The sequence below is a fragment of the Rothia sp. HMSC068E02 genome (assembly GCF_001813565.1).
Taxonomy (GTDB): Bacteria; Actinomycetota; Actinomycetes; order Actinomycetales; family Micrococcaceae; genus Rothia.
The window spans coordinates 545,463-565,301 of the sequence record NZ_KV812882.1 but is presented as its reverse complement, the minus strand read 5'-3'; the positions used below and the strand labels follow the sequence as shown (position 1 = coordinate 565,301).

The following is a 19,839-nucleotide window of genomic DNA, read 5'->3' as shown; positions in this document are numbered from 1 at the left end:
TGTTTCTTCGCCGAAATTTGACGTTAGTTTCGTCTTTTTAACGTCCGAATTTGAACTTGAGAGCAACCTCACCCCTACAATAACGTGCACACTCGTGCCCACTGATTGGCGCCTCCGCTCTCAAGGAGAAACCCACCAGCTCTCAACTGCGGCATCGGCGCCGGCACCGACCTTGCACCCGCGCAGTACAGAGCCTCACAGGAGGGTGCGTGGCGTGCATTCACTGCATAAACCTTTGCGATGGTACCCAACCAAAACGGTTCGGCTTCCTGATTCACTTCAACTTCAAAAATTCACTTCAACATCACCGTAAATATTCGAAAGTCAACTAAAAACCAGGGCCCATCGCAACCAACCACAGGTCGCTTCGCGGCTGCATCCGCGAACTACCGGAGGACCCCAAATATGACACATCACAACACTGCATCACGCATTTCGCGCCGTCGCCTCGTACAGGGTACGGCATGGAGTGCCCCCGTTATCCTCGCCAGCGCAACCGTCCCTGCATGGGCGGCAAGCGGCGAGCCCACCTGCTCCCCCGCTCTGACCCTCAAGCCGACCGCAACCGGCTTCGACGACAAGGCTGGCGCATACACCGAATGGCTCGTCCCTGAAGGCGTTGGACGAGTACGATTCGACCTCGTGGGAGGTGCTGGCGGTGCCGCATCTTCCTTTACTCCCCGATACCTGACCGACGTCACGAACGCGGCCCTGGCTGGCGGCGGTGCCGGTGCACAGCTCAGCGGTGTTCTTGCGGTCAAGTCCGGCGACATCCTGCGCGTCTGGGCGGGTAACGGCGGCGTCGGCTCCGCAGCCGGCGCGGAGCCCGCACTCGGTGGCGAAGGCTACGCAGCCGGCGGCGACTCCACCGGCTCCAGCACCGCAACCGGCGCAGCGCAGGTAGTGGACACCGATAGCGGCTACGTGTACGGCGCGTCCGGCGGCGGCTCCTCCGCGGTCGAGCTCGTCCGCGACGGCGCAGTCACCGTCGTAGCCGTTGCCGGCGCTGGCGGCGGTGGCGCACAGCTGGGCACCCTCACTACCCACCAGCGCATCTTTGACGCGCAACCCAAGGATCAGCTGAACCCGGCACTGCGTATCGCCATGGAACACCGCGATGCCAATAGCACCGCAGGCGGTAGCGCAGGCGGCGACCTGGGCACCGACAACCCCGGCCAGGGCGGCATGCTCATGGCAAGCCCCTACCAGGAATTCAAGCCCCTCGACGAGGACGACAAGACCCTCGACATGCGCTTCATGGTCACCGGCGGTACCGCCGGCCGCTCCGGCGTGGCGGGCACCCTCGGCGAGGCAATGATCGGCATCCTCGACGAGAACAACGAGCTGAAGCTCATGCCCATGTCTACCCCCTGGTTTGAGTCGTACGATTTCCCGCGCTACTACCTCTACGGGGGCGACTCCGTGCATGAGGGAGAAAAGGGCACCGGCGGTGCGAACGCAACCGGCTCTTACCGCGGTAAGGGCGGCTCGGGCGCACTGCTTTCCCGAACCCAGGGCAAGCTCTCCCTCACCTCCGTAGCATCCGGTGGTGGCGCCGGCTACGGCGGCGGTGGCGCAGGACTGAACATCTGGACCGTTGGCTTATACTACGAGGGCGTTTTCGGCCGCCAGGTGCAGTTTGAGAACGAAGGCAACATCTACTCGCTCAGCGCCCTGAGCAGCGGCGGCGGCGCGGGCGGCAGCTACATCAACCACGAGGTGGTTTCCGATTTCGCTCTTGCCACCGCGCAGAACGCAAACCCGACCGCGGGCGTGCGCTCCCCCGGTTCGGCGGCACTGTACAGCTGCACCGAGAACGCAACCCTGAACACCCCCATTACCGAGGGTGCGCTCTAGATAGTCAATAAATGTGCCTCCCCGGAAGAATACTCCGGGGAGGCACATTTGTATGTGTACCAAGGTTTTAGCGGAAAGCCTGAGAGCCTAGAAAAGCTCAAGGCACAGAAAAGCTCGAAGGAGGCGACTGATTCAGTCGCCGCCTTCGAGCTTTATCTAGAGATGTCTAGGGCTTAGAGCGCTCGGCTTAGAGCTCCCCCTATTTAGAGTTCCTGGGTGCGGGGCATCCACGAGGGGCGCTTCGCCTCGTACGCCTCGATAGCCTCGAGGTTCTGCAGGGTCAGACCGATGTCGTCCAGGCCCTCCATGAGGCGCCAGCGCACGTAGTCGTCAATCTCGAAGGGAACAACCAGCGCACCCACGGTTACGGTCTTGGACTCCAGGTCAACGGTGATTTCGGTGCCGGGCTCGTGCTCCAGCGCCTTCCAGATCAGCTCGATATCGTCCTGTGCAACCTGCGCGGTGACCAGGCCCTGCTTACCCGAGTTGCCGCGGAAAATATCAGCAAAACGAGCGGAGATAACGACCTTGAAACCGTAGTCGCGCAGCGCCCACACCGCGTGCTCACGGGAAGAACCGGTACCGAAGTCCGGGCCCGCAACCAGCACGCTACCATGCTTGTAAGGCTCCTGGTTCAGGATGAACTCGGGATCCTTACGCCAGTTCGCGAAGAGGGCATCATCAAAGCCGGTCTTGGTCACTCGCTTGAGGTAGACGGCGGGAATGATCTGGTCGGTGTCAACATTCGAAGAACGCAGCGGCACGCCAATGCCGGTGTGCTTAATAATGGGTTCCATAATGGCTCCTTAGCTATAGCGGCGTGCTAGGCCACGACGTCGGACGGGGCGGACAGGGTACCGCGCACAGCGGTTGCGGCAGCAACCACCGGGGAGACCAGGTGGGTGCGGCCACCCTTACCCTGGCGACCTTCAAAGTTACGGTTCGAGGTGGAGGCGCAACGCTCACCGGGTGCCAGCTGGTCGGGGTTCATGCCCAGGCACATGGAGCATCCGGCAAAGCGCCAGTCGGCACCGAAGTCCTTGAAGACCTTGTCCAGGCCCTCTGCTTCTGCCTGCGCGCGGACCTTCTGGGAGCCGGGCACGACCATCATGCGTACGTTCTCGGCGATGGTGCGGCCGCGCACGATGTCGGCTGCGGCGCGCAGGTCCTCGATGCGGGAGTTGGTGCAGGAACCCAGGAAGACAACGTCCACGGGGATGTCCTTCATGGGGGTGCCCGCCTCCAGGCCCATGTATTCGAGGGCGCGTTCTGCTGCAACCTTGTCGTTCTCGTCCTCGAAGTCGTCCGGGGAGGGAACGGCGTGGCTCAGCGGAATACCCTGACCGGGGTTGGTGCCCCAGGTGACGAAGGGTTCGAGCTCGTCAGCGTTAATGAAGATTTCCTTGTCGAAGACGGCGCCTTCGTCGGTGGGCAGGCTCTTCCAGTACTCGACTGCCTTGTCCCACTCTTCACCCTTGGGTGCGTGCTGGCGACCCTTGATGTACTCGAAGGTGATCTCGTCGGGGGCGACCATGCCGGCGCGTGCGCCCGCCTCGATGGACATGTTGCACATGGTCATGCGGCCCTCCATGGAGAGGGAGCGGATTGCGGAGCCGCGGTATTCGAGCACGTAGCCCTGACCGCCGCCGGTGCCAATCTGCGCGATGACAGCGAGGATGATGTCCTTTGCGGTCACGCCGGGCTTGAGGGTGCCTTCAACGTTGATTGCCATGGTCTTGAAGCGTGCCAGGGGCAGGGTCTGGGTCGCCATGACGTGTTCCACCTCGGAGGTGCCGATGCCGAACGCGAGAGCGCCGAACGCACCGTGGGTGGAGGTGTGGGAATCACCGCAGACGATGGTCATGCCGGGCATGGTCAGACCCAGCTGCGGGCCGACCACGTGCACGATGCCCTGTTCCTCGTCGCCGAGGGAGTGGATGCGCACGCCGAATTCCTTGGCGTTGCGGCGCAGGGTCTCGATCTGGGTGCGGCTGGTCAGGTCGGCGATGGTGCCGAAGATGTTGTCGGTGGGGGTGTTGTGATCCTCGGTGGCGATGGTCAGGTCGAGGCGGCGCAGGGGGCGGTTCTCGATGCGCAGGCCTTCGAATGCCTGGGGGGAGGTCACTTCGTGCAGTAGCTGCAGGTCGATGTAGAGCAGGTCGGGCTTGCCGTTTTCACCGGGGACGACGACGTGTGCGTCCCAGACTTTTTCTGCCAGGGTGCGCGGACGGGTGCCCGCGGTGGTTGCGTTCTGTTCGCTAGTCATGCTTTCTCCTGCTTGATGCGTTCCTACGGTGGATGCGTTCGGTGTGGTGCGTGCCGCAAGTTTGCGGAGTTGAGGGGCGGATTATGTACCCGATGGGACCCTCAAATCGGTATTTCCCTGCGGCGTGTCGCATATTTTTTCACGGATTCTTAGCCTGTGAGACGGCCTAGAAACACCCCGAACTAGCGAGTGTTTTTATGTGGGTTTACTCTATGACTCCAGGGTAATTTTGCGAGATTATTCGCATTTTTCTGCGTCTTTTCGCATATTTTCACCCATAAACCCACACAAACACTTATTATGAAAAGTTCACAATTTATCCCGTAGGGGGTGATTCCATCTTCAGCTCTGCATCTCAAAGAGTCCATGAAGTCCGGGGTATCTTTCATATTCTGAGATAGAATATAAGAATGACTCCTTCCGCCTCACGTTTTAACGCACACGGAATGCGTCACCCCAACGCATCCACATACCACAACGCACCGATTGTCGACCCCGTCAAGCCGCCCGAACACATGGCCGCCGACGAGCAGATGGTAGAGGTAAACTCCCACGGCTCCTCCGGCGTTGGCGTGCTCGACAAGGCGACCCTCATTCTTGATTGCCTCGAGGCAGGACCCGTATCTCTGGGCGACCTCGTCAAGGCAACCGGTCTGGCACGCCCCACCGCGCACCGCCTCGCCGTGGCGCTGGCTCACCACCGCCTCGTAGCCCGCGACGTGCAGGGACGCTTCATGCTCGGACCCCGCCTGACCGAACTCGCGTCCGCCACCATTTCCGATGAGCTCATCACCGTGGCAGACCCGATTCTGCAGAAGCTCAGCCTCGAAGCTGACGAGTCCACCCAGCTGTACCGCCGCCAGGGCGACTGGCGTGTATGCGCGGCAACCGCGGCACGCCCCACCGGCATGCACGAATCCATCCCGGTCGGCACCCAGCTGTCCATGCAGGCTGGTTCCGCCGCCCAGGTTCTGCTGGCTTGGGAAGACCAGAACCGCATTGTTGAAGGCCTGCGCGACGCCCACTTCAGTGCCGCCATGCTCGCGGCTGTGCGCCGCATCGGTTGGGCGCAGTCCGTGGGTGAGCGCGAGCGCGGTACCGCCTCGGTCTCTGCTCCGGTGCGTGCGCCCGGTGGCAAGGTGATTGCGGCAGTGTCTATCTCAGGCCCGATTGACCGCATGACCCGCCAGCCGAACCGCAACTACCCCGAGCTGGTCGTTAAGGCTGCTCAGGCGATTACGGACGGTCTGCGCGAGCTCGCGGCATCCCAGCAGGCTCCCTGCGCTGAGAGTACTGAAGAGGACTAAGCTTCAGTAGCGTGTAGATTTAACGAAAAGGATCCCTCCCCGCCTCGATTGAGGTAGGGAGGGATTCTTTTGTGCGCTCTCAGCCTGATGCGGCTTCTCAGATACTAGTTCGCTAAATGTCCAGCGCCTTGCGGTAGGAGGTGAGGCGCTTAGCTTCCTGCTGTACCGGTGCGACCACGCAGGACTGCACCGCCTTCTCTACGCCGGTCTGCAGGCGACCCCGCAACTTACGTGCGTAGTAGCGTGAGCCCATGGCGGTGAGCAACCTGCCCACACCCGCCGAGGCAATACCAAGCAGGATACCCAGCAGCAGAAGCAGGGTCGGCAGGGGCACCGGGGAGCCTTCGGGGGTCGGGGCGGGCGGCAGTTGAATCTGCAGGTACGCCATGCCGGAGATGAGGGTCAGCCAGCCGACACCCGCCAGGGCGCTCAGTAGCGCGATCCACTGCAGGGCGTTGAAGATGACCCAGGGGGCGCGGGTGCGGCCCAGACCGTAGTCGATACGCACCATGTCGCGTTCGAGCAGTTCGGGTAGCTCCGCCTCGCGGGAGAGGGCGGCTTCCTTAATGCTGCGCTTCCACGGTTCGTCGATGCGGGCCGCCATCTGCTTGCTGTATTGGCGCACGGCGTTTGCCATGCCTGCCTTCTGCGCGGCGCTCAGCGGGGGTAGCGAGGATGCCACCAGCTCGGGTGCGTTCTCGATATCGGAACCGAGCATGCCCGCGGACTTCTCGGCCTTAGACGTGCTCTTCGTTTCCTCTTGCTGCCCCAGGTGCAGACGGCGCAAGGGGTCAGCCTTCAAGCGGCTCATCCAGCGGGTGAGGATCCAGCCGGTGTGCTGACCCGCAGTACGGCGGTAGGAGGCGGTTGCCGCCTGCAAAACCTGCTCTGCCTGGCTGGATGCGTAGCATGCCTTCACGAGCTTCTGCTCCGCGTCGAGGGCGTAGGCTCCGGCGAGTACGGTCCCCTCCCCCCCTGCGTAGGTGCGCAGCTGGGAGGCGGTGGCGTGCAGCTGCGCGTCGGTTCGCTGTAGGGATAGGCTCTTGGCGGCGGCTACCTGTGCAAGCAGGTCACGGAGCACGTCGACGCCGTCACCGGTTCGTGCGGAGACGGCGATGGGTGCGGAGAGCAGGTGCGCTTCGGTGCCCTCGGCCTGGAGCAGGCGGGTGAGGGATGCGAGCACGGCGGGCACCTCGGCGGGTGCGAGTTTGTCCGCCTGGTTGAGCACGCAGAGCGCCTGCGCGCCGGATGCGGCAAGCGGCACCATGAAGTCGCGGTGGATGACGGCGTCGGCGTACTTTTGGGGGTCGACCACCCAGACGAGTACGTCTACGTAGCGCATCATGCGGGCGGCGAGGTCGCGGTTGGTGGTGGTGACCGAGTCGAAGTCGGGCATGTCCAGCAGGATGAGGCCGCCGGTGCGGGTGCGCATTTCGCCGCGTCCGCCGACGGCTCGGCGGATGCGGTTGAAGAGTCCGGGTGCCGGTTCGGTGACGGCGTTGGGTGCCGCCGCGCCCCCGGCTTTATTGTGTTTACCTGCCCCGTTGCCGTCGCTTGCTTCTCCTTCTGCGGCGAGCGCCTGAGTTTGCGGGTAAACGCGCTTGTCAATGCCGAGCCAGTCAAGTAGCTCTTCGCTGCCTTCTGCTTCCCAGATTGCCGCCTGCACGGTGGAGGTGGTCGGGCGTGTGGGCGCGGAGAGGGCAATGTTCTGCCCGGCGATGGCGTTGAAGAGCGTGGATTTGCCGCTGCCGGTCGCGCCGAAGAAGCCGATGACGGTGTGTTCGGTGGAGAGTTCGCGGCGTTGGCTGAGGCGTTCGAGGGTTGCGGCGGCGTCGAGCAGCACGGTTTCGGGGACTCGTCCTTCGCCGTAGCTAATGGCGTCCTTGAGGGATGCGACGGAGCGCGCGAAGGGCGAGGTTGCCACGGCGGGGGTGGCGCCTCGCTCGGTGTTGCGCTCAGTAGTATTGCGCTCGGCGTTCTCGAGTTTCTTCTCGGGGGTAGTCATAGTGCGTTTTTCTTCGTCTGTGGTGCGGGGTGCCTGTCCGGAGTGGTTTAGCGAGCAACCGTGCCGTTAGTGTGGGCTGCGGCTTGGCGCTGTGTGGTTTGACTCTGGGTGCTCATTTCTGCGGCGATTGCCTGCACCTGCTCAGCGGCGCGGTGAATGTCCTCGGCATCAGCCTGCGGGTCGGTTTCTTCCAGTACGGCGGTGAAGGGCTGAGCGTGCTCAGTGAGCAGCCCCGACATGCGTTCGAGCAGGTCGGTGCGGGCGCGGGTTGCCATGCGGCGCACCGCGTCTTCACCGAAGATGGACTCGAGCAGTTTGGTGCCGACCACTCCGCTACCGCCGGCGATACCCGCCTCAATACCGGTGATGCCGCCGGTGAGGCTGAACGCGGCAACCATGAGCATCACGGCGGTGGCGTTCACGCCCAGGGAGAGGAAGCGGGCGCGTTTGCGCTTGTCGGCTCCTTCTTCGCGGATCATTTCGAGGACGGATCCCTGCCAGAGGCGAATCTGTTCGGCAACGGCTGCGGAGAAGATGTCCTCGGCGGACTGCACTTCCCCCTTCGCTTCGTTGCCCTTTGCCTCGCCGTTTGCGCCTACGTTCTGTTCGGGCGCGGCGGAGGCCGTCTGCGGCGCAACAGAAACAGCCTGCGGCGCATCAAGGCGCGCCAGCAGGGAGCGTCCGGCGCGGCTGGCACGCCAGCGGGTGCGGGTATTTTCGGAGGCGCGGGCGGCCGCATCCAGCACGACGGCGTGGATGCCGCTTTCGAGGGCGTCTTCTACCTTCTGGGCGGCGGCGGGCTGGCCTCGCAGGGCGGAGCCGACGCGGTCGCGCAGGCGACCGATGGTGCTGTCGAGGGAGCGGAAGAAGTCGCCGGTTCCCACGAAGTCGTGCCAGCGCGAGAGCACTTCGCCGCGTAGCAGGGAGCCGTCGGAGAGGGCGCCGTCGATGGTGGTCAGCGCGTCCTCGTATTCTTCGGCGACGATGGTGGCAAGCGACTGGTGCGCCGCCTGCTGGCGTGCCTGTTCGGCGGCGAGCACCTGCAGGTTTCCGGCGAGGGTTTCGACGGCACCGGCGAGGGTCTGCCGGGCGATGGCGGCGCGGGCGGGTGCGTCGGCGCCAAGTTCGCGGATCCACAGGGTCAGCGGGGCGAGGCTGACGGGGGCGAGCATGCCGCTTGCGTCGCGGGGCTGTTCGGTGACGGTGTGAATCAGTACGGCGTGGATTCCCGCCTCGTCGAGCATGCGTCGCAGGTCGTTTTCGATGGCTTCTTCGTCGCCTTCGGGCACGCGGTTGAGCACCACGGCGATGGCGATGGAGCGTGCGGCTGCTTCGTGGAGCAGTTCCCAGGGCACGGCGTCGGCGTAGCGGTTGGCGGTGGTGACAAAGAGCCACAGGTCAGCGGCGGAGAGCAGTTCCTTGGCGAGGGTGCGGTTTTCCTCGGAGACGGAGTCGATATCGGGTGCGTCGATGAGCGCGATGCCCTGCGGTAGCGCCGAGGTAGTAATAGGAATGAGGGCGCGCGCGATCTTCGGGTCGAGGCCGGGTAGTGCCTGCGATCCGGCGTTCATGCCGGAGGTGCGGGTGCGCGGCAGGGTGGGCAGGAAGCGTTCGGGTGATAGCGCCGCTTCGTCTTCTGCGCGGTGCAGGAGTACGGGGTGGCGGGTGGTGGGTCGAATCGCGCCGGACTGGGTGAGCGGTTCGCCGAGCAGGGTGTTGACGAGGGTGGATTTGCCGGCGCCAGTGGAGCCTCCGACCACGATGGTGAGGGGGTTATCGACGCTGGCGCTGCGCGGCAGGATGTAGTCGTCGAGTTGGCGTGCCATGGCGGCGAGCAGGGTGCGCGCGGTGGCGGTGCCGTGCTCGGCGGTACCGTCGTGGGTGACGGTGTAGGGGGTGCCGGGGGTTTCGCCGGCTTCTACGTCGAGCGGGAGGGGGATTCGAGTGAGCAGTTCGCGAGCTGCTTTGAGCTGCGCATAGTCGGTGGTAGTCACAGCGCTATTGTCCCATAGGGTGCACCTGCTTCATGCCATGTGTAGGCGTTGCGGTGGGCGCGTTGCGGTTGCGGGTTGTTTGGGGGCTCATATTGAGGTGTTTTTGATAGGTGTTTGGACAACCTGAAGAGGTTGAGATACTACTTGCACACAGGGTGCAACAACTCCAATTTATGATTTATTCATAAGAAGAGCAGGTGAGAAAATCCTTGATTTTCCGCAGGAAATCAGTACATTTCAATGCGGTTACCCGGAACACATTGGTACGTTTTATAACCCGCATAAAACGGGCAAATATTAAGATTTGATAACTTTTTACGCTCAAGCGCAGATATGGTCATTTTGAACCTGAAAGTACGCTTAGAATCGTTGAGCACGACATACAGGCAGGTCATAATCCACACCGAATCCCCAGGAGGTTTCTGACCTGCCCTTCGTATCGCATCCGTACTCACCGCGGTATGCGATACCCACCGGGAATGCTCACCGAACCCTCACGCAACTACATTCACAATTTACTGCCGTTGAGGTTCACTGCATCCGAGCTACCCGCATACTGTCTGCCCATCTTTACTCTTGCGAAAGGTTGCGTATGTTCGGTTCGCTGTCACGGCGCCATCTTCTTGCTCTTTCTTCCGGAGCAGCATTGAGCGCACTCGCAAGCGCTTGCAGCCCCAGCGCAGTTTCTCGCCCTCAACCACTCGCTAACCCTTCCCCTACTAAGGCTGCTCCTCAGAGCTCCCAGACCAAATCTGCGACCACCACGCGCAGCATTACGTACGCCGAGCCCCTGCCCGCATCCGCCCTGGACGGTCGCGGACCGGCTCTTCTGCCGGATCAGTTCTTTGAGCGTTCCGGAAATTTCTCAAACGGCACCCTGAGCCATCGAGCCGTCAATGTCCCCCGCCCCACCATGCCCCCGGAGGCTAAAGAGCGCACCGTCGAGGGCCTGCACGCCTTTCTGCAGTACTGGGGTGCGGCGCAGAACTACATGCTCCTCACCGGCGATACCGACCCTTTCATGGGTCTGCCCGGCCAGGAGCACTTTAGCAACATGGCGCAGATGTACCGCGATATCTACCGCTACAACATTGGCTGGCTGGTCTCTAAGAACAACCACCCCATGTGCATTAACCTGAGCTCCCCGCAGCCGGTGCCCGCTACCGAGCAGGACGTCTACTGCTGGAAGGCGACCCTGAAGGTGGACGAGAACGCGTTCTTGTTCAACCATGAGACCCGTCAGCGTGAGCAGCTCACCGGTATCTACGGCAGCAATCAGAAGGCGGATGCTTACGTCTACTTTGGTGAAGAGGGCTGGCAGATGCTGGAGGATCCGAAGTCTTCCCCGAGTGCTACCGCCACCCCTGCGGCTACCGCTGAACCGTCCGCGAATATTCCGAGTGCGCACCCGACCCCGAATGAGGGCACCCCTTCTAAGGCGGCTCGTTATATTCGAGGCTCAGCCTAAAGCTTCTTTACATCCGTGCCTCAAAGAACCCGTCATATTGGGTGATATGAGGCACGGATGAGGGCTTTTATTTGTGTGCCACGCGTGAAATCTATAGGCTAGGGCTAGATGAGGTCCGCCCATTTTTGCCTCAATACGCGTCTACTCGCCCTGCGGGTGACTGCTTCGCGCCCTCCTGTAGGGGCGTGATGTTAGGCTGAGAATTGGAGCGTGAGCTCTTCACTTATCACCGATACTTCCGCATCACAGCACATTCAAGGGGATCACTATGATTCACAGCCGCCGCCACTTTATTGCGCTTACGGGCACCGCCGCCCTGGGTGCGATGCTTGCCGCTTGCGGTTCCAAAAAGACTGCGGAGGCGACTGCCTCCCCCACTGCTTCCGCTTCGATTGCGGGTGCCTACGACAATCTGTCGGGCGAGCTGAAGTGGACTAAGTACATTGCGGGTAACGGTGCAGCCCCGATGAGTAGCACCGACCCGGAAACCGGTCAGGTGTACACGATTGAGCCGACTGCCGGCCCGGCAAGCGTTGATTCTAAGGCGAGTGCCGTGCCCATCCCGATTGAGGATGAGAGTATGTACGACAAGAACGCCCGCGGTCTGCGCGCCACTTTCGCGTATTTTGCGGCGGCGGTGAACTATGCCCGCATGACCGGTGACCCCGGTCCTGCTCTGCAGGTGGTTCAGGCTCAGAACTCTACCGACCGTGCGGCGCTGGAGAAGCTGCGCGCCTTCTATGCGCCCGGCACGAACTGGCTGGTGGGCGGCGAGTGGACGTTCCGCCTGACCGATAAGCAGCCGACGACCCGCGGCACTAAGTATGCGTGGGCGTGCACCGTAACTCAGGCGCACGGTATGCAGGTTGAGAAGGCGACCAATACGACCAAGCCTCTGGAAGACACTGAGGCACAGGAGATTAAGGCTCTCTACGCTGAGTACGATGAGGAGGCGAAGCGCTGGTTGGTGATTGCGCCTCAGCAGTACGATCCCGCATTGACCCCGAAGCCGACGCAGACTCCGCGTGCGCATCCTTCCTCGACCTATACCCCGACGGTGACTGATGACAGCACTGTGGCAGCTAATGCTGGCGCACATACCGGCGCGAATACTTCGGGTAACGGCGCGGCTCAGGGCACTGCTCAGAATGGTGCCGCACAGAACGGTGGTGCGCAGGCTCCTGCCGCCCAGAATGGTGCAGGTCAGGGCGGTTCCCGTCAGTACACTGGCTCCCAGAATGGTGGCGCCGGTCAGGGTTCTGCTGGTCAGGGTGGCGCGGCTCAGGCTCCTCAGCCTGCCGCTACCCAGGCGCCTGCGGCTACCGCGCAGCCTGTGGCAACTCAGCCTGCAGCTGCGACGGCTCAGCCGACCGTAGCGCCCGGTGCCCCCGATGCGGGCGGTGCTGCTGGCGGCGCTGAGGCACCTGCCGGTGTTCCCGGTGAGGGCGCCCAGTAGCCCCTAGAGACCGAGTAGCCCCTCCCCCTATAGACGATGAACGCGTCCCCTCTTTCACCCCATCCGGTGCGATACTCCCGCTGGTTCCACTGAGTTCACTGGCGGCGGTAAGTTCGCTGATGGGCGGCATATCACGCTCCTTTGAGCGCTGGTACGCACGGGTGTGAAGGCGGGGGCGCGTTATACTTAGGACTGTCTCTAGAGGGATGTCCGCGTGTGATATCCGCTCGTCGAGGCGCACTCTCACTCGTCTCTCACCTGAGATTCTCACTCGAAAGGTACTCCGTGGCGCTTTTCCCCATGACCTCCGGGCTTCCCAGTTCCACTACCGGCATCAGCCGCCGTTCTGCTCTGCGTTACGCGGGTGCGGGCGTTGCGGGCGTGTCTTTGAGCGCCCTACTGGTTGCGTGCGGTGGCTCTTCTTCCACCAGCGAGGACGCTGATGCGGATACCCCTCAGGTTTCCCCCTCTGCTTCTGCGCGCGCTGACTTTAGCGGCGAGGTAACCTTCGATAACTACGAGAAGAAGGGTGATTTCATTCCGGCGACCGAGTCTGCTCCCGCGCAGAACGTGCCGTTCCCCAAGCGTCCGGCGAGCGCTTCGGAGAACTCGGTGCAGGGTCTATACGATTCGATTGCGTTCGTGTATGCGGCGATTAACTACCTGGTGCTGACCGGTGATGCGGCTCCGTTGCGTGAGTCGAAGGCTGATGAGAAGTTCGTTGCTTCGTTCTCGTCGTTTATGGATGAGTCGAATGAGAGCTCGCAGAATCGTGATTGGTTTGTGTCGCCGAAGGTGACTATGTCTGCGTTCACTGCGGTTCCTGCGCTGGTGAAGAAGAGCGTGCAGTGGACCTTTGATCTGGTGATTGATTTGGGTCCGACCGTGGTGATTGACGGTGCTCCCGCGGAGATGTCCGAGAAGGTGCGCCGTACTGAGCGCGGCCTGGTGATTACCGGTGTGCGCCACGATAATGATTGGACTTTGACTATTCAGGATGAGTATGAGGCACAGGCTTCGGCTCAGCCTAAGAATGGTGGCGCTAACGGCGGTAATGCTGGCAATTCCGGTAACTCCGGTAATGGCGGCAATTCTAATGGTGACAACCTTTAAGCCCTCAGATGGATGAGGCATCATGCCCTAACTCGCACTCGGGTTAGGGCATGATTTGTTTTACTCTGGTAGTAACGAGCTTTCCTGGATTCAAGGTTTTTCTCTTATGTCTTCTTTTTCTCAGTCTTCTTTCTCTCGCCGTTCTCTGCTGCGCCTGGGTGTGGGCGTTTCTGCGGTTGCCGGTTCTGCGGCGCTGTTGAGCGCGTGCGGCTCGGGTAGCTCTAGCCAGCAGTCGGGTTCTCAGGGTGGTAGCCTGAATGGTTCGAAGTCGAGCGCTAACCCGAATGGGTACAGTGATGATGGTAAGAACTATTCGGGTTTGGTGGAGTACACCCACTATGATGGTGCGCTGAATTATGAGCAGGGTACGGTGGATCATCCGCCGCGTAATGCTCCGAAGCCGAAGGTGACTGATGCTCTGTCGGCGAATACGGTGACGGGTTTTCATGAGGCGATTGCTTATTTTGCGGCGGCTATGGATTATCTGGTGAAGACCGGTAGCACGGATGCGTTCTCGACCGGTATTCAGCTGTCGTCGAAGACTCGCTCTGAGGTGGATGCCCTGTCGGCTTCTATTCTTGCGGGTGTGGAGAAGGGTTCCTGGTATGTGAATCCGTCGGCTTCCTATGCGCTTTCGAGTGCGCAGCCGTCCATTATGAGTGATGGCAATCTGCTGTTTAAGGGCAAGTACACTCTGGACTTCGGTACGGAGGCGGTGGCTGAGGGCAAGATCCAGCCGGTGGTTGCCTCGGAGAGCGCTTCTGCCTCTGCTGAGCCTACTGAGCCGTCTGAGGATGCGCTGGTGTCTGATGCGGCGTCCCCGAGCACCTCTGCCTCTGCGACTGCTGCGGGTCCGGCTTCTCGAGTGACGATTCAGGAGTGCGATTTCCGCGGCCGCTATCACGCTGATTCGAAGATGTGGGAGCTGAGCGTGGCGTACGGTGCCACGGTCCAGGGCGGCGCTGCTCAGGGCGCTTCTACCGCGAGCGCGGCGGCATCCGGTGCAGCATCTGCTTCCGAGTCTGTTTCGGCTTCTGCTGAAGCTTCTACTGAGGCGTCCGCCACCTCTGCGGCGTCATAGTTCGTCATAACGCTTTTATCTGCGAGGCGCTTCTCACGCTTCGTCCACTCAACTCTGTATCCTGTTGGGTTTGCGGCTAAACTGGTTGCAATCACCGACTGACTGAAAGGTATCACTATGTCCGAGAACCTGACCCGCCGCGCGGCGCTGGGTGTACTGGGCGTCAGCTCCATGGCTTTGCTGGCGGCTTGTGGCTCTAAGGCTACTTCTGAGGCGTCTGCTTCCGCTTCTGGCTCTGAGAGCGCTTCTGCTGCTGCTTCTGAGTCTGCTACCGCTTCGCCCTCTGCTTCTGCATCGGCGTCTGCTTCCCCTTCTGCTTCTGCGTCGGCTACTGCGACGAGCTCTCCGCTGCCTAACGACAATAAGGATTACAGTGGCGTAGCGAAGCTGGAGAAGATGGAGGATCACGGCGAGTACCAGCCGGGTAACGCTGAGCACCCGCCGCAGAATGTTCCTTCCCCGATTGTTCCGGAGGCTATGCACCAGAATTCGGTGGCTGGCTTCGCGGCGGCTCTGGCGTACTTCGGTGCGGCGTTTGAGTACCTGCTGCGTACCGGCGATATGCACTACATGAACGAGGTCAGCACCGACCAGGAGACCCTGGCGGCGATGAAGAAGTACGCGGATTCCACTAAGGCAGGTATTGACGAGAAGAAGACCTGGTACGTGAACCCGACCGCTACCTTGACTATTGGTACTAAGCAGCCGGTTCTGGCGCAGGGCGCGTACAACTGGACCGTGACTCTGAATGTTGATCTAGGTGAGAAGCTGTTCAAGGACGGCAAGGAGCAGACTGTGGCGGCTGATAAGCGTCACGTGAAGATGTTTGGTGAGGCTGTTGGTCGCTACTTGAACAACAAGTGGGATCTTCACATGGACATCAACTAGTCCTCTGAGGCTGGTTTTCTCCCCCGCTTTTAGCGTTGTGCCGTCTCAGGATGCGGTTTTTACTGTTTTTTCCATTGATGGCAATAAAATTTGTGGCTCCAGCTTGCGGTGAACGGAGTTCACCACTACTCTTATATACAGAGGTTGTCTTTTGGGCTACATAATGTTTCTAGAGAGCGCCGCACATTCATCGTCCTTTGTCGAGAAAGGGTTTGTGCGGCGCTTTTCTGTACCCTCTTTCTGAACCTCGTTCCTTGAGGTTTTTCTCTGGCATTATTACGAACTGTGACCGCAGGTTTAAACCTACTGCCGGTGAGTAGTAGAGTTGCCACGTAACCGATTATTCATTGCGGAGACCCCGTCGCGGCTGGCCTCCCCCAAGCTCATGAAGGAGCACCCCATGGCAAAGATTCTCAACAGCATTGTTGAAGCAACCGGCCAGACCCCCCTGGTTAAGCTGAACCGACTGGACGAAGGTCTTCCCGGTAACGTAGCGGTCAAGCTTGAGTTCTACAACCCCGCTGGTTCGGTTAAGGACCGCATCGGCCGCGCCATCATTGACGCTGCTGAGAAGTCGGGTGCGCTGAAGCCCGGCGGCACCATTGTTGAGGGCACTTCCGGTAACACCGGTATTGCGCTGGCTATGGTGGGTGCTGCTCGCGGTTACCGCGTCATCCTGACCATGCCGGAGACCATGTCCGCTGAGCGTCGCGTGCTGCTGCGCGCTTACGGTGCTCAGATTGTGCTGACCCCCGGTACCGAGGGTATGCGCGGCGCTGTGGAGAAGGCTAAGGAAATCGTTGCGACCACCGAGAACGCTATCCTGGCGTCCCAGTTCTCCAACGAGGCGAACCCCACCATTCACTACAACACCACCGGCCCCGAGATTTGGGAAGCAACCGACGGTAAGGTCGACATTTTTGTGGCGGGTATTGGCACCGGCGGCACCATCTCCGGTACCGGTAAGTACCTGAAGGAGCAGAACCCGAACGTGAAGGTTGTTGCGGTTGAGCCGAAGGACTCCCCGCTGCTCTCCGAGGGTCGCGTTGGCCCCCACAAGATTCAGGGCCTGGGCGCTAACTTCGTTCCCGACACCCTGGACCGCGGCATCTACGATTCGGTAACTCCGGTCAGCGCTGAGGACGCTATGCGCACCTCCCGCCTGCTGGCTACCCAGGAAGGTATTCTGGGCGGTATTTCTTCCGGTGCGGCTGTGTGGGCTGCCCTGGAGGAGGCTAAGAAGTCTGAGAACAAGGACAAGCTGATCGTGGCTATCGTTCCCGACTTCGGTGAGCGTTACATCTCTACCGCTCTCTACGAGGATATCCGCGGCTAATAGACCCCAGTCTTCGGCACCCCTCCCCGTGAGGCCGCCATCTAGAACAGTACGCAGTGTTCGACGCTCCGTCCCGGTTGCATGCCGGGGCGGAGCGTTTGCGTTTTCCCGCGATACTCCCCCGCTGAGACCCGCCCGAGCCCGAATATTACGTTCCGCACGCAATTGTGACCGAGATGTTAAAGAGAGCACTCACTATGACGACGACAGAGTTCGGGAATAGGTGAATGAGCACCGTTGTTGGTACCTTTGGAAAGGTCGCATACACAGAGCACGACCGATGAGGGAAAGGGAACCCATGAGTTTTATTGCGCGTCTGCGTGAAGATATTGAGAACGTCCGCCAGCACGACCCTGCTGCGCGCGGCGCTGTCGAGATTGCGCTGAACTATTCGGGTATGCACGCGATTTGGGTTCACCGTCTGACCCATAAGCTCTGGCAGAAGGATGAGACGAAGGCTCTGGCTCGTACTCTCTCGCAGTTTGCTCGTTTTCTGACCGGTGTGGAGATTCACCCCGGTGCGACCATTGGCCGCCGTTTCTTCATTGATCACGGCATGGGCATTGTCATTGGTGAGACCGCTGAGGTTGGTGACGACGTGATGCTGTACCACGGCGTGACCTTGGGCGGTCGCTCCCTGGAGAAGGTGAAGCGTCACCCCACCATTGGTGACCGTGTGACCATTGGTGCAGGTGCTAAGGTGCTGGGCCCGGTGGAGATTGGTGCCGATAGCGCTATTGGTGCGAACGCCGTGGTCGTCAACGATCACCCCGCCGATTCGATTATTACCGGCATTCCGGCGAAGCACCGCCCGCGTACCCCGGAGAAGAAGAAGCCGCTGGTGGACGCTGTGGAGTACATTGACCCCGCCATGTGGATTTAGCGCTTGGCAAGCGTTTTGACCCCGTAGAGGCGCACCTGGCGGCTCCTCATGAGGCTCCAAGCTCCTCACCGGGCTCCGCAGGTCTTCTCCCCTGCTATACGCCCCTCAAGATACCCCTGAGGCATCTCGGGGGTGCCCCATCAAGACATAACGAAAGCCCGCCTTCGACCGGATTCTCATCCAGCCGAAGGCGGGCTTTGACGTATTCAGCTACGTGAGCTTAGTGAACGTGAATGTCCGCTGCGTTCACCTCGGAACGGTCACCGCTCCACATGGTGTGGAATGCGCCCTCTTCGTCAATACGACCGTAGGTGTGTGCACCGAAGAAGTCACGCTGACCCTGAATCAGGGATGCGGGCAGGCGGTCGCGGCGCAGGCCGTCGTAGTAGGACAGTGCGGATGCGAACACCGGCACGGGGATGCCCAGTGCGGTTGCCTTAGCCACCACGCGACGCCAGGAAGGAACGAGCTCCTCCATGAGGTTCTTGAAGGCGGGTGCCAGCAGCATGTTCGCGGGTGCTTCGCCTGCGTAGGCAGCCATGATGTCGCCCAGCAGCTCGGCGCGGATGATGCAGCCTGCACGCCACAGCGATGCGATGGTGTCCAGCTTCAGGTCCCAGCCGTATTCCTTGCCTGCGCGGGTGAGCAGGTCCATGCCCTGTGCGTACGCAACGAGCTTGGAGGCGAAGAGTGCGCGGCGCACGTCCTCAACGAACTCGGGGTCGCCTGCACCGATACCGGTGGTTGCGATTAGGCCTGCGGGCAGTTCGCGCTGTGCCTGCTCGCGCTGTTCACGCTCGGAGGAGGAGAGGGCGCGTGCGAACACGGACTCTGCGATAGCGGAGACGGGGGAACCGAGGTCCAGGCCAGCCTTAGCGGTCCACAGGCCGGTACCCTTCTGGCCCGCTGCGTCAACGATAACGTCGACCAGGGGCTTGCCGGTCTTTGCGTCTACCTGTGCGAGCACCTCTGCGGTGATTTCGATCAGGTAGGAGCTCAGGTCGCCTTCGTTCCAGGTCTTGAAGATTTCTGCCTGCTGTGCCGGCTCAATGCCTGCAATGGAGCGCAGAATGTCGTAAGCTTCGCCGATCACCTGCATGTCGGCGTACTCGATGCCGTTGTGGACCATCTTCACGAAGTGACCCGCACCGTCGGTGGAGATCCATGCGCAGCAGGGTGCGCCGTCCTGCGGTGCCTTCGCTGCAATCTTTTCAAGCAGCGGGCCCAGGTGCTTGTAGGACTCTGCGGAGCCGCCGGGCATCATGGAGGGGCCCCAGAGAGCGCCCTCTTCACCGCCGGAGACGCCAACGCCTACGAAGTGCAGGCCCTTTTCAGCCAGGGCGTGCTCGCGACGGATGGTGTCGGGGAAGTGGGAGTTACCGCCGTCGATGATGATGTCGCCCTCATCGAGCATGGGGATGAGCTGCTCGATCACTGCGTCGACGGGTGCGCCCGCCTTGACCATAATCAGGATGCGGCGGGGAGACTCGAGGGAGTCAACGAGTTCCTGCAGGGACTCGGTGCGGATGAAGTCGCCGTCTGCGCCGTGCTCAGCCAGCAGTGCGTCGGTCTTCTCTACGGAACGGTTGTGCAGTGCCACGGTGTAGCCGTTACGTGCCAGGTTGCGGGCGAGGTTTGCGCCCATGACAGCAAGGCCGGTGACACCAATCTGTGCCTTCTTGTTTTCAGTCATGTATATAAGGATACGCGCTGAGGACAGGCTATATACAGGTAGAGTGTACTTTTATACCCTGATGGACTGTTCTTCTCACTCTTGGAGAAATGCACCGGGACACGCATCGGGATACTCGCGGGGGAATACGGCCCGGGTGGGTAAACCGCTGAGGGTAAACAAAAACCCCGGTACCGTGCGGTACCGGGGTAATCGGTGGGTCCTACCGGGATCGAACCGATGACATCCACGGTGTAAACGTGGCGCTCTACCAGCTGAGCTAAAGACCCGTAGTTCTCACTGTTTCGTTTCCATTCCAGTGACGAACACAAGAAACAACTATACGGGCTTTTGAGGTGCCACGCAAATCCAGAACACGTGTTCTATGTCTCAATATTTTTTTCATTTTCCCACCGCACCCAACATCAAGCCACACCAAGCCACAGCTACCCTCCCCCTCAGAAACAAGCCACACCCTCTCATTCCGCGCCATTCCGCCAACCCCGCCATTCC

Annotated in this window: 14 protein-coding genes and 1 tRNA gene; 9 read left to right on the top strand and 6 right to left on the bottom strand. The window is 61.1% G+C overall.

Annotated features, from left to right (window positions below; translation table 11 throughout):
- Window positions 1-405 precede the first annotated feature (405 nt).
- On the top strand, window positions 406-1,857 hold the full coding sequence (locus HMPREF2919_RS03980) for a transcriptional initiation protein Tat (protein ID WP_070666336.1): 1,452 nt from the start codon (window positions 406-408) through the stop codon (window positions 1,855-1,857).
- Window positions 1,858-2,060: 203 nt separating this feature from the next.
- Here HMPREF2919_RS03980 and leuD read toward each other — a convergent pair whose 3' ends face one another.
- Both leuD and leuC read right to left on the bottom strand, forming a co-directional pair.
- Window positions 2,061-2,654, bottom strand: a complete 594-nt coding sequence (gene leuD, locus HMPREF2919_RS03975; RefSeq protein ID WP_005505627.1) for a 3-isopropylmalate dehydratase small subunit — start codon at window positions 2,652-2,654, stop codon at window positions 2,061-2,063.
- A gap of 26 nt (window positions 2,655-2,680) precedes the next feature.
- On the bottom strand, window positions 2,681-4,123 hold the full coding sequence (gene leuC / locus HMPREF2919_RS03970) for a 3-isopropylmalate dehydratase large subunit (RefSeq protein WP_070666333.1): 1,443 nt from the start codon (window positions 4,121-4,123) through the stop codon (window positions 2,681-2,683).
- 410 nt (window positions 4,124-4,533) lie between these two features.
- On the opposite strand from leuC, the gene HMPREF2919_RS03965 reads away from it, so the two are divergent.
- The gene (locus HMPREF2919_RS03965) at window positions 4,534-5,430 is read left to right on the top strand and encodes an IclR family transcriptional regulator (RefSeq protein ID WP_371326255.1); all 897 of its coding nucleotides are present in this window, start codon (window positions 4,534-4,536) and stop codon (window positions 5,428-5,430) included.
- A 112-nt stretch (window positions 5,431-5,542) separates the two neighbouring features.
- Here HMPREF2919_RS03965 and HMPREF2919_RS03960 read toward each other — a convergent pair whose 3' ends face one another.
- Complete coding sequence (locus tag HMPREF2919_RS03960) at window positions 5,543-7,435, bottom strand: GTPase (RefSeq protein ID WP_070666330.1); 1,893 nt, start codon at window positions 7,433-7,435, stop codon at window positions 5,543-5,545.
- A gap of 47 nt (window positions 7,436-7,482) precedes the next feature.
- Entirely contained in the window at window positions 7,483-9,429 is a 1,947-nt protein-coding gene (locus tag HMPREF2919_RS03955) for a dynamin family protein (RefSeq protein WP_049349028.1), read from the bottom strand.
- A gap of 646 nt (window positions 9,430-10,075) precedes the next feature.
- Here HMPREF2919_RS03955 and HMPREF2919_RS03950 point away from each other — a divergent pair.
- The 7 genes from HMPREF2919_RS03950 (at window position 10,076) to epsC (ending at window position 17,654) form a co-directional block, all read left to right on the top strand.
- Window positions 10,076-10,897: a DUF6318 family protein gene (locus tag HMPREF2919_RS03950; RefSeq protein WP_239663294.1), complete on the top strand. Its 822-nt coding sequence runs from the start codon at window positions 10,076-10,078 to the stop codon at window positions 10,895-10,897.
- Window positions 10,898-11,165: 268 nt separating this feature from the next.
- Complete coding sequence (locus HMPREF2919_RS03945) at window positions 11,166-12,353, top strand: DUF6318 family protein (protein ID WP_070666327.1); 1,188 nt, start codon at window positions 11,166-11,168, stop codon at window positions 12,351-12,353.
- 285 nt (window positions 12,354-12,638) lie between these two features.
- On the top strand, window positions 12,639-13,466 hold the full coding sequence (locus HMPREF2919_RS03940) for a DUF6318 family protein (RefSeq protein ID WP_070666324.1): 828 nt from the start codon (window positions 12,639-12,641) through the stop codon (window positions 13,464-13,466).
- A gap of 106 nt (window positions 13,467-13,572) precedes the next feature.
- On the top strand, window positions 13,573-14,547 hold the full coding sequence (locus HMPREF2919_RS03935) for a DUF6318 family protein (RefSeq protein ID WP_070666321.1): 975 nt from the start codon (window positions 13,573-13,575) through the stop codon (window positions 14,545-14,547).
- Between the two features lie 117 nt (window positions 14,548-14,664).
- A complete protein-coding gene (locus tag HMPREF2919_RS03930; RefSeq protein ID WP_049356643.1) occupies window positions 14,665-15,435 on the top strand; it encodes a DUF6318 family protein in 771 nt (256 codons plus the stop codon).
- A 400-nt stretch (window positions 15,436-15,835) separates the two neighbouring features.
- Window positions 15,836-16,771 carry a cysteine synthase A gene (cysK, locus tag HMPREF2919_RS03925; RefSeq protein ID WP_005505601.1) on the top strand — a complete coding sequence of 312 codons (936 nt, stop codon included), beginning with the start codon at window positions 15,836-15,838 and terminating at the stop codon, window positions 16,769-16,771.
- 298 nt (window positions 16,772-17,069) lie between these two features.
- Window positions 17,070-17,654 carry a serine O-acetyltransferase EpsC gene (epsC, locus tag HMPREF2919_RS03920; protein ID WP_005505599.1) on the top strand — a complete coding sequence of 195 codons (585 nt, stop codon included), beginning with the start codon at window positions 17,070-17,072 and terminating at the stop codon, window positions 17,652-17,654.
- A 220-nt stretch (window positions 17,655-17,874) separates the two neighbouring features.
- Here the strand turns inward: epsC and gndA are convergent, their stop codons facing one another.
- Together gndA and HMPREF2919_RS03910 are read right to left on the bottom strand one after the other, a co-directional pair.
- Window positions 17,875-19,347, bottom strand: coding sequence for an NADP-dependent phosphogluconate dehydrogenase (gene gndA, locus HMPREF2919_RS03915; RefSeq protein WP_070666318.1), 1,473 nt, complete (start codon window positions 19,345-19,347; stop codon window positions 17,875-17,877).
- A 196-nt stretch (window positions 19,348-19,543) separates the two neighbouring features.
- Window positions 19,544-19,616, bottom strand: a tRNA-Val gene (locus HMPREF2919_RS03910).
- Window positions 19,617-19,839: the final 223 nt, after the last annotated feature.

Bases quoted from the DNA above. Each gene is read 5' to 3' on its own strand.
- HMPREF2919_RS03980 (WP_070666336.1), top strand. From the start codon at position 406: ATGACACATCACAACACTGCATCACGCATTTCGCGCCGTCGCCTCGTA.
- leuD (WP_005505627.1), bottom strand. From the start codon at position 2,654: ATGGAACCCATTATTAAGCACACCGGCATTGGCGTGCCGCTGCGTTCT.
- leuC (WP_070666333.1), bottom strand. From the start codon at position 4,123: ATGACTAGCGAACAGAACGCAACCACCGCGGGCACCCGTCCGCGCACC.
- HMPREF2919_RS03965 (WP_371326255.1), top strand. From the start codon at position 4,534: ATGACTCCTTCCGCCTCACGTTTTAACGCACACGGAATGCGTCACCCC.
- HMPREF2919_RS03960 (WP_070666330.1), bottom strand. From the start codon at position 7,435: ATGACTACCCCCGAGAAGAAACTCGAGAACGCCGAGCGCAATACTACT.
- HMPREF2919_RS03945 (WP_070666327.1), top strand. From the start codon at position 11,166: ATGATTCACAGCCGCCGCCACTTTATTGCGCTTACGGGCACCGCCGCC.
- HMPREF2919_RS03935 (WP_070666321.1), top strand. From the start codon at position 13,573: ATGTCTTCTTTTTCTCAGTCTTCTTTCTCTCGCCGTTCTCTGCTGCGC.
- HMPREF2919_RS03930 (WP_049356643.1), top strand. From the start codon at position 14,665: ATGTCCGAGAACCTGACCCGCCGCGCGGCGCTGGGTGTACTGGGCGTC.
- cysK (WP_005505601.1), top strand. From the start codon at position 15,836: ATGGCAAAGATTCTCAACAGCATTGTTGAAGCAACCGGCCAGACCCCC.
- epsC (WP_005505599.1), top strand. From the start codon at position 17,070: ATGAGTTTTATTGCGCGTCTGCGTGAAGATATTGAGAACGTCCGCCAG.
- gndA (WP_070666318.1), bottom strand. From the start codon at position 19,347: ATGACTGAAAACAAGAAGGCACAGATTGGTGTCACCGGCCTTGCTGTC.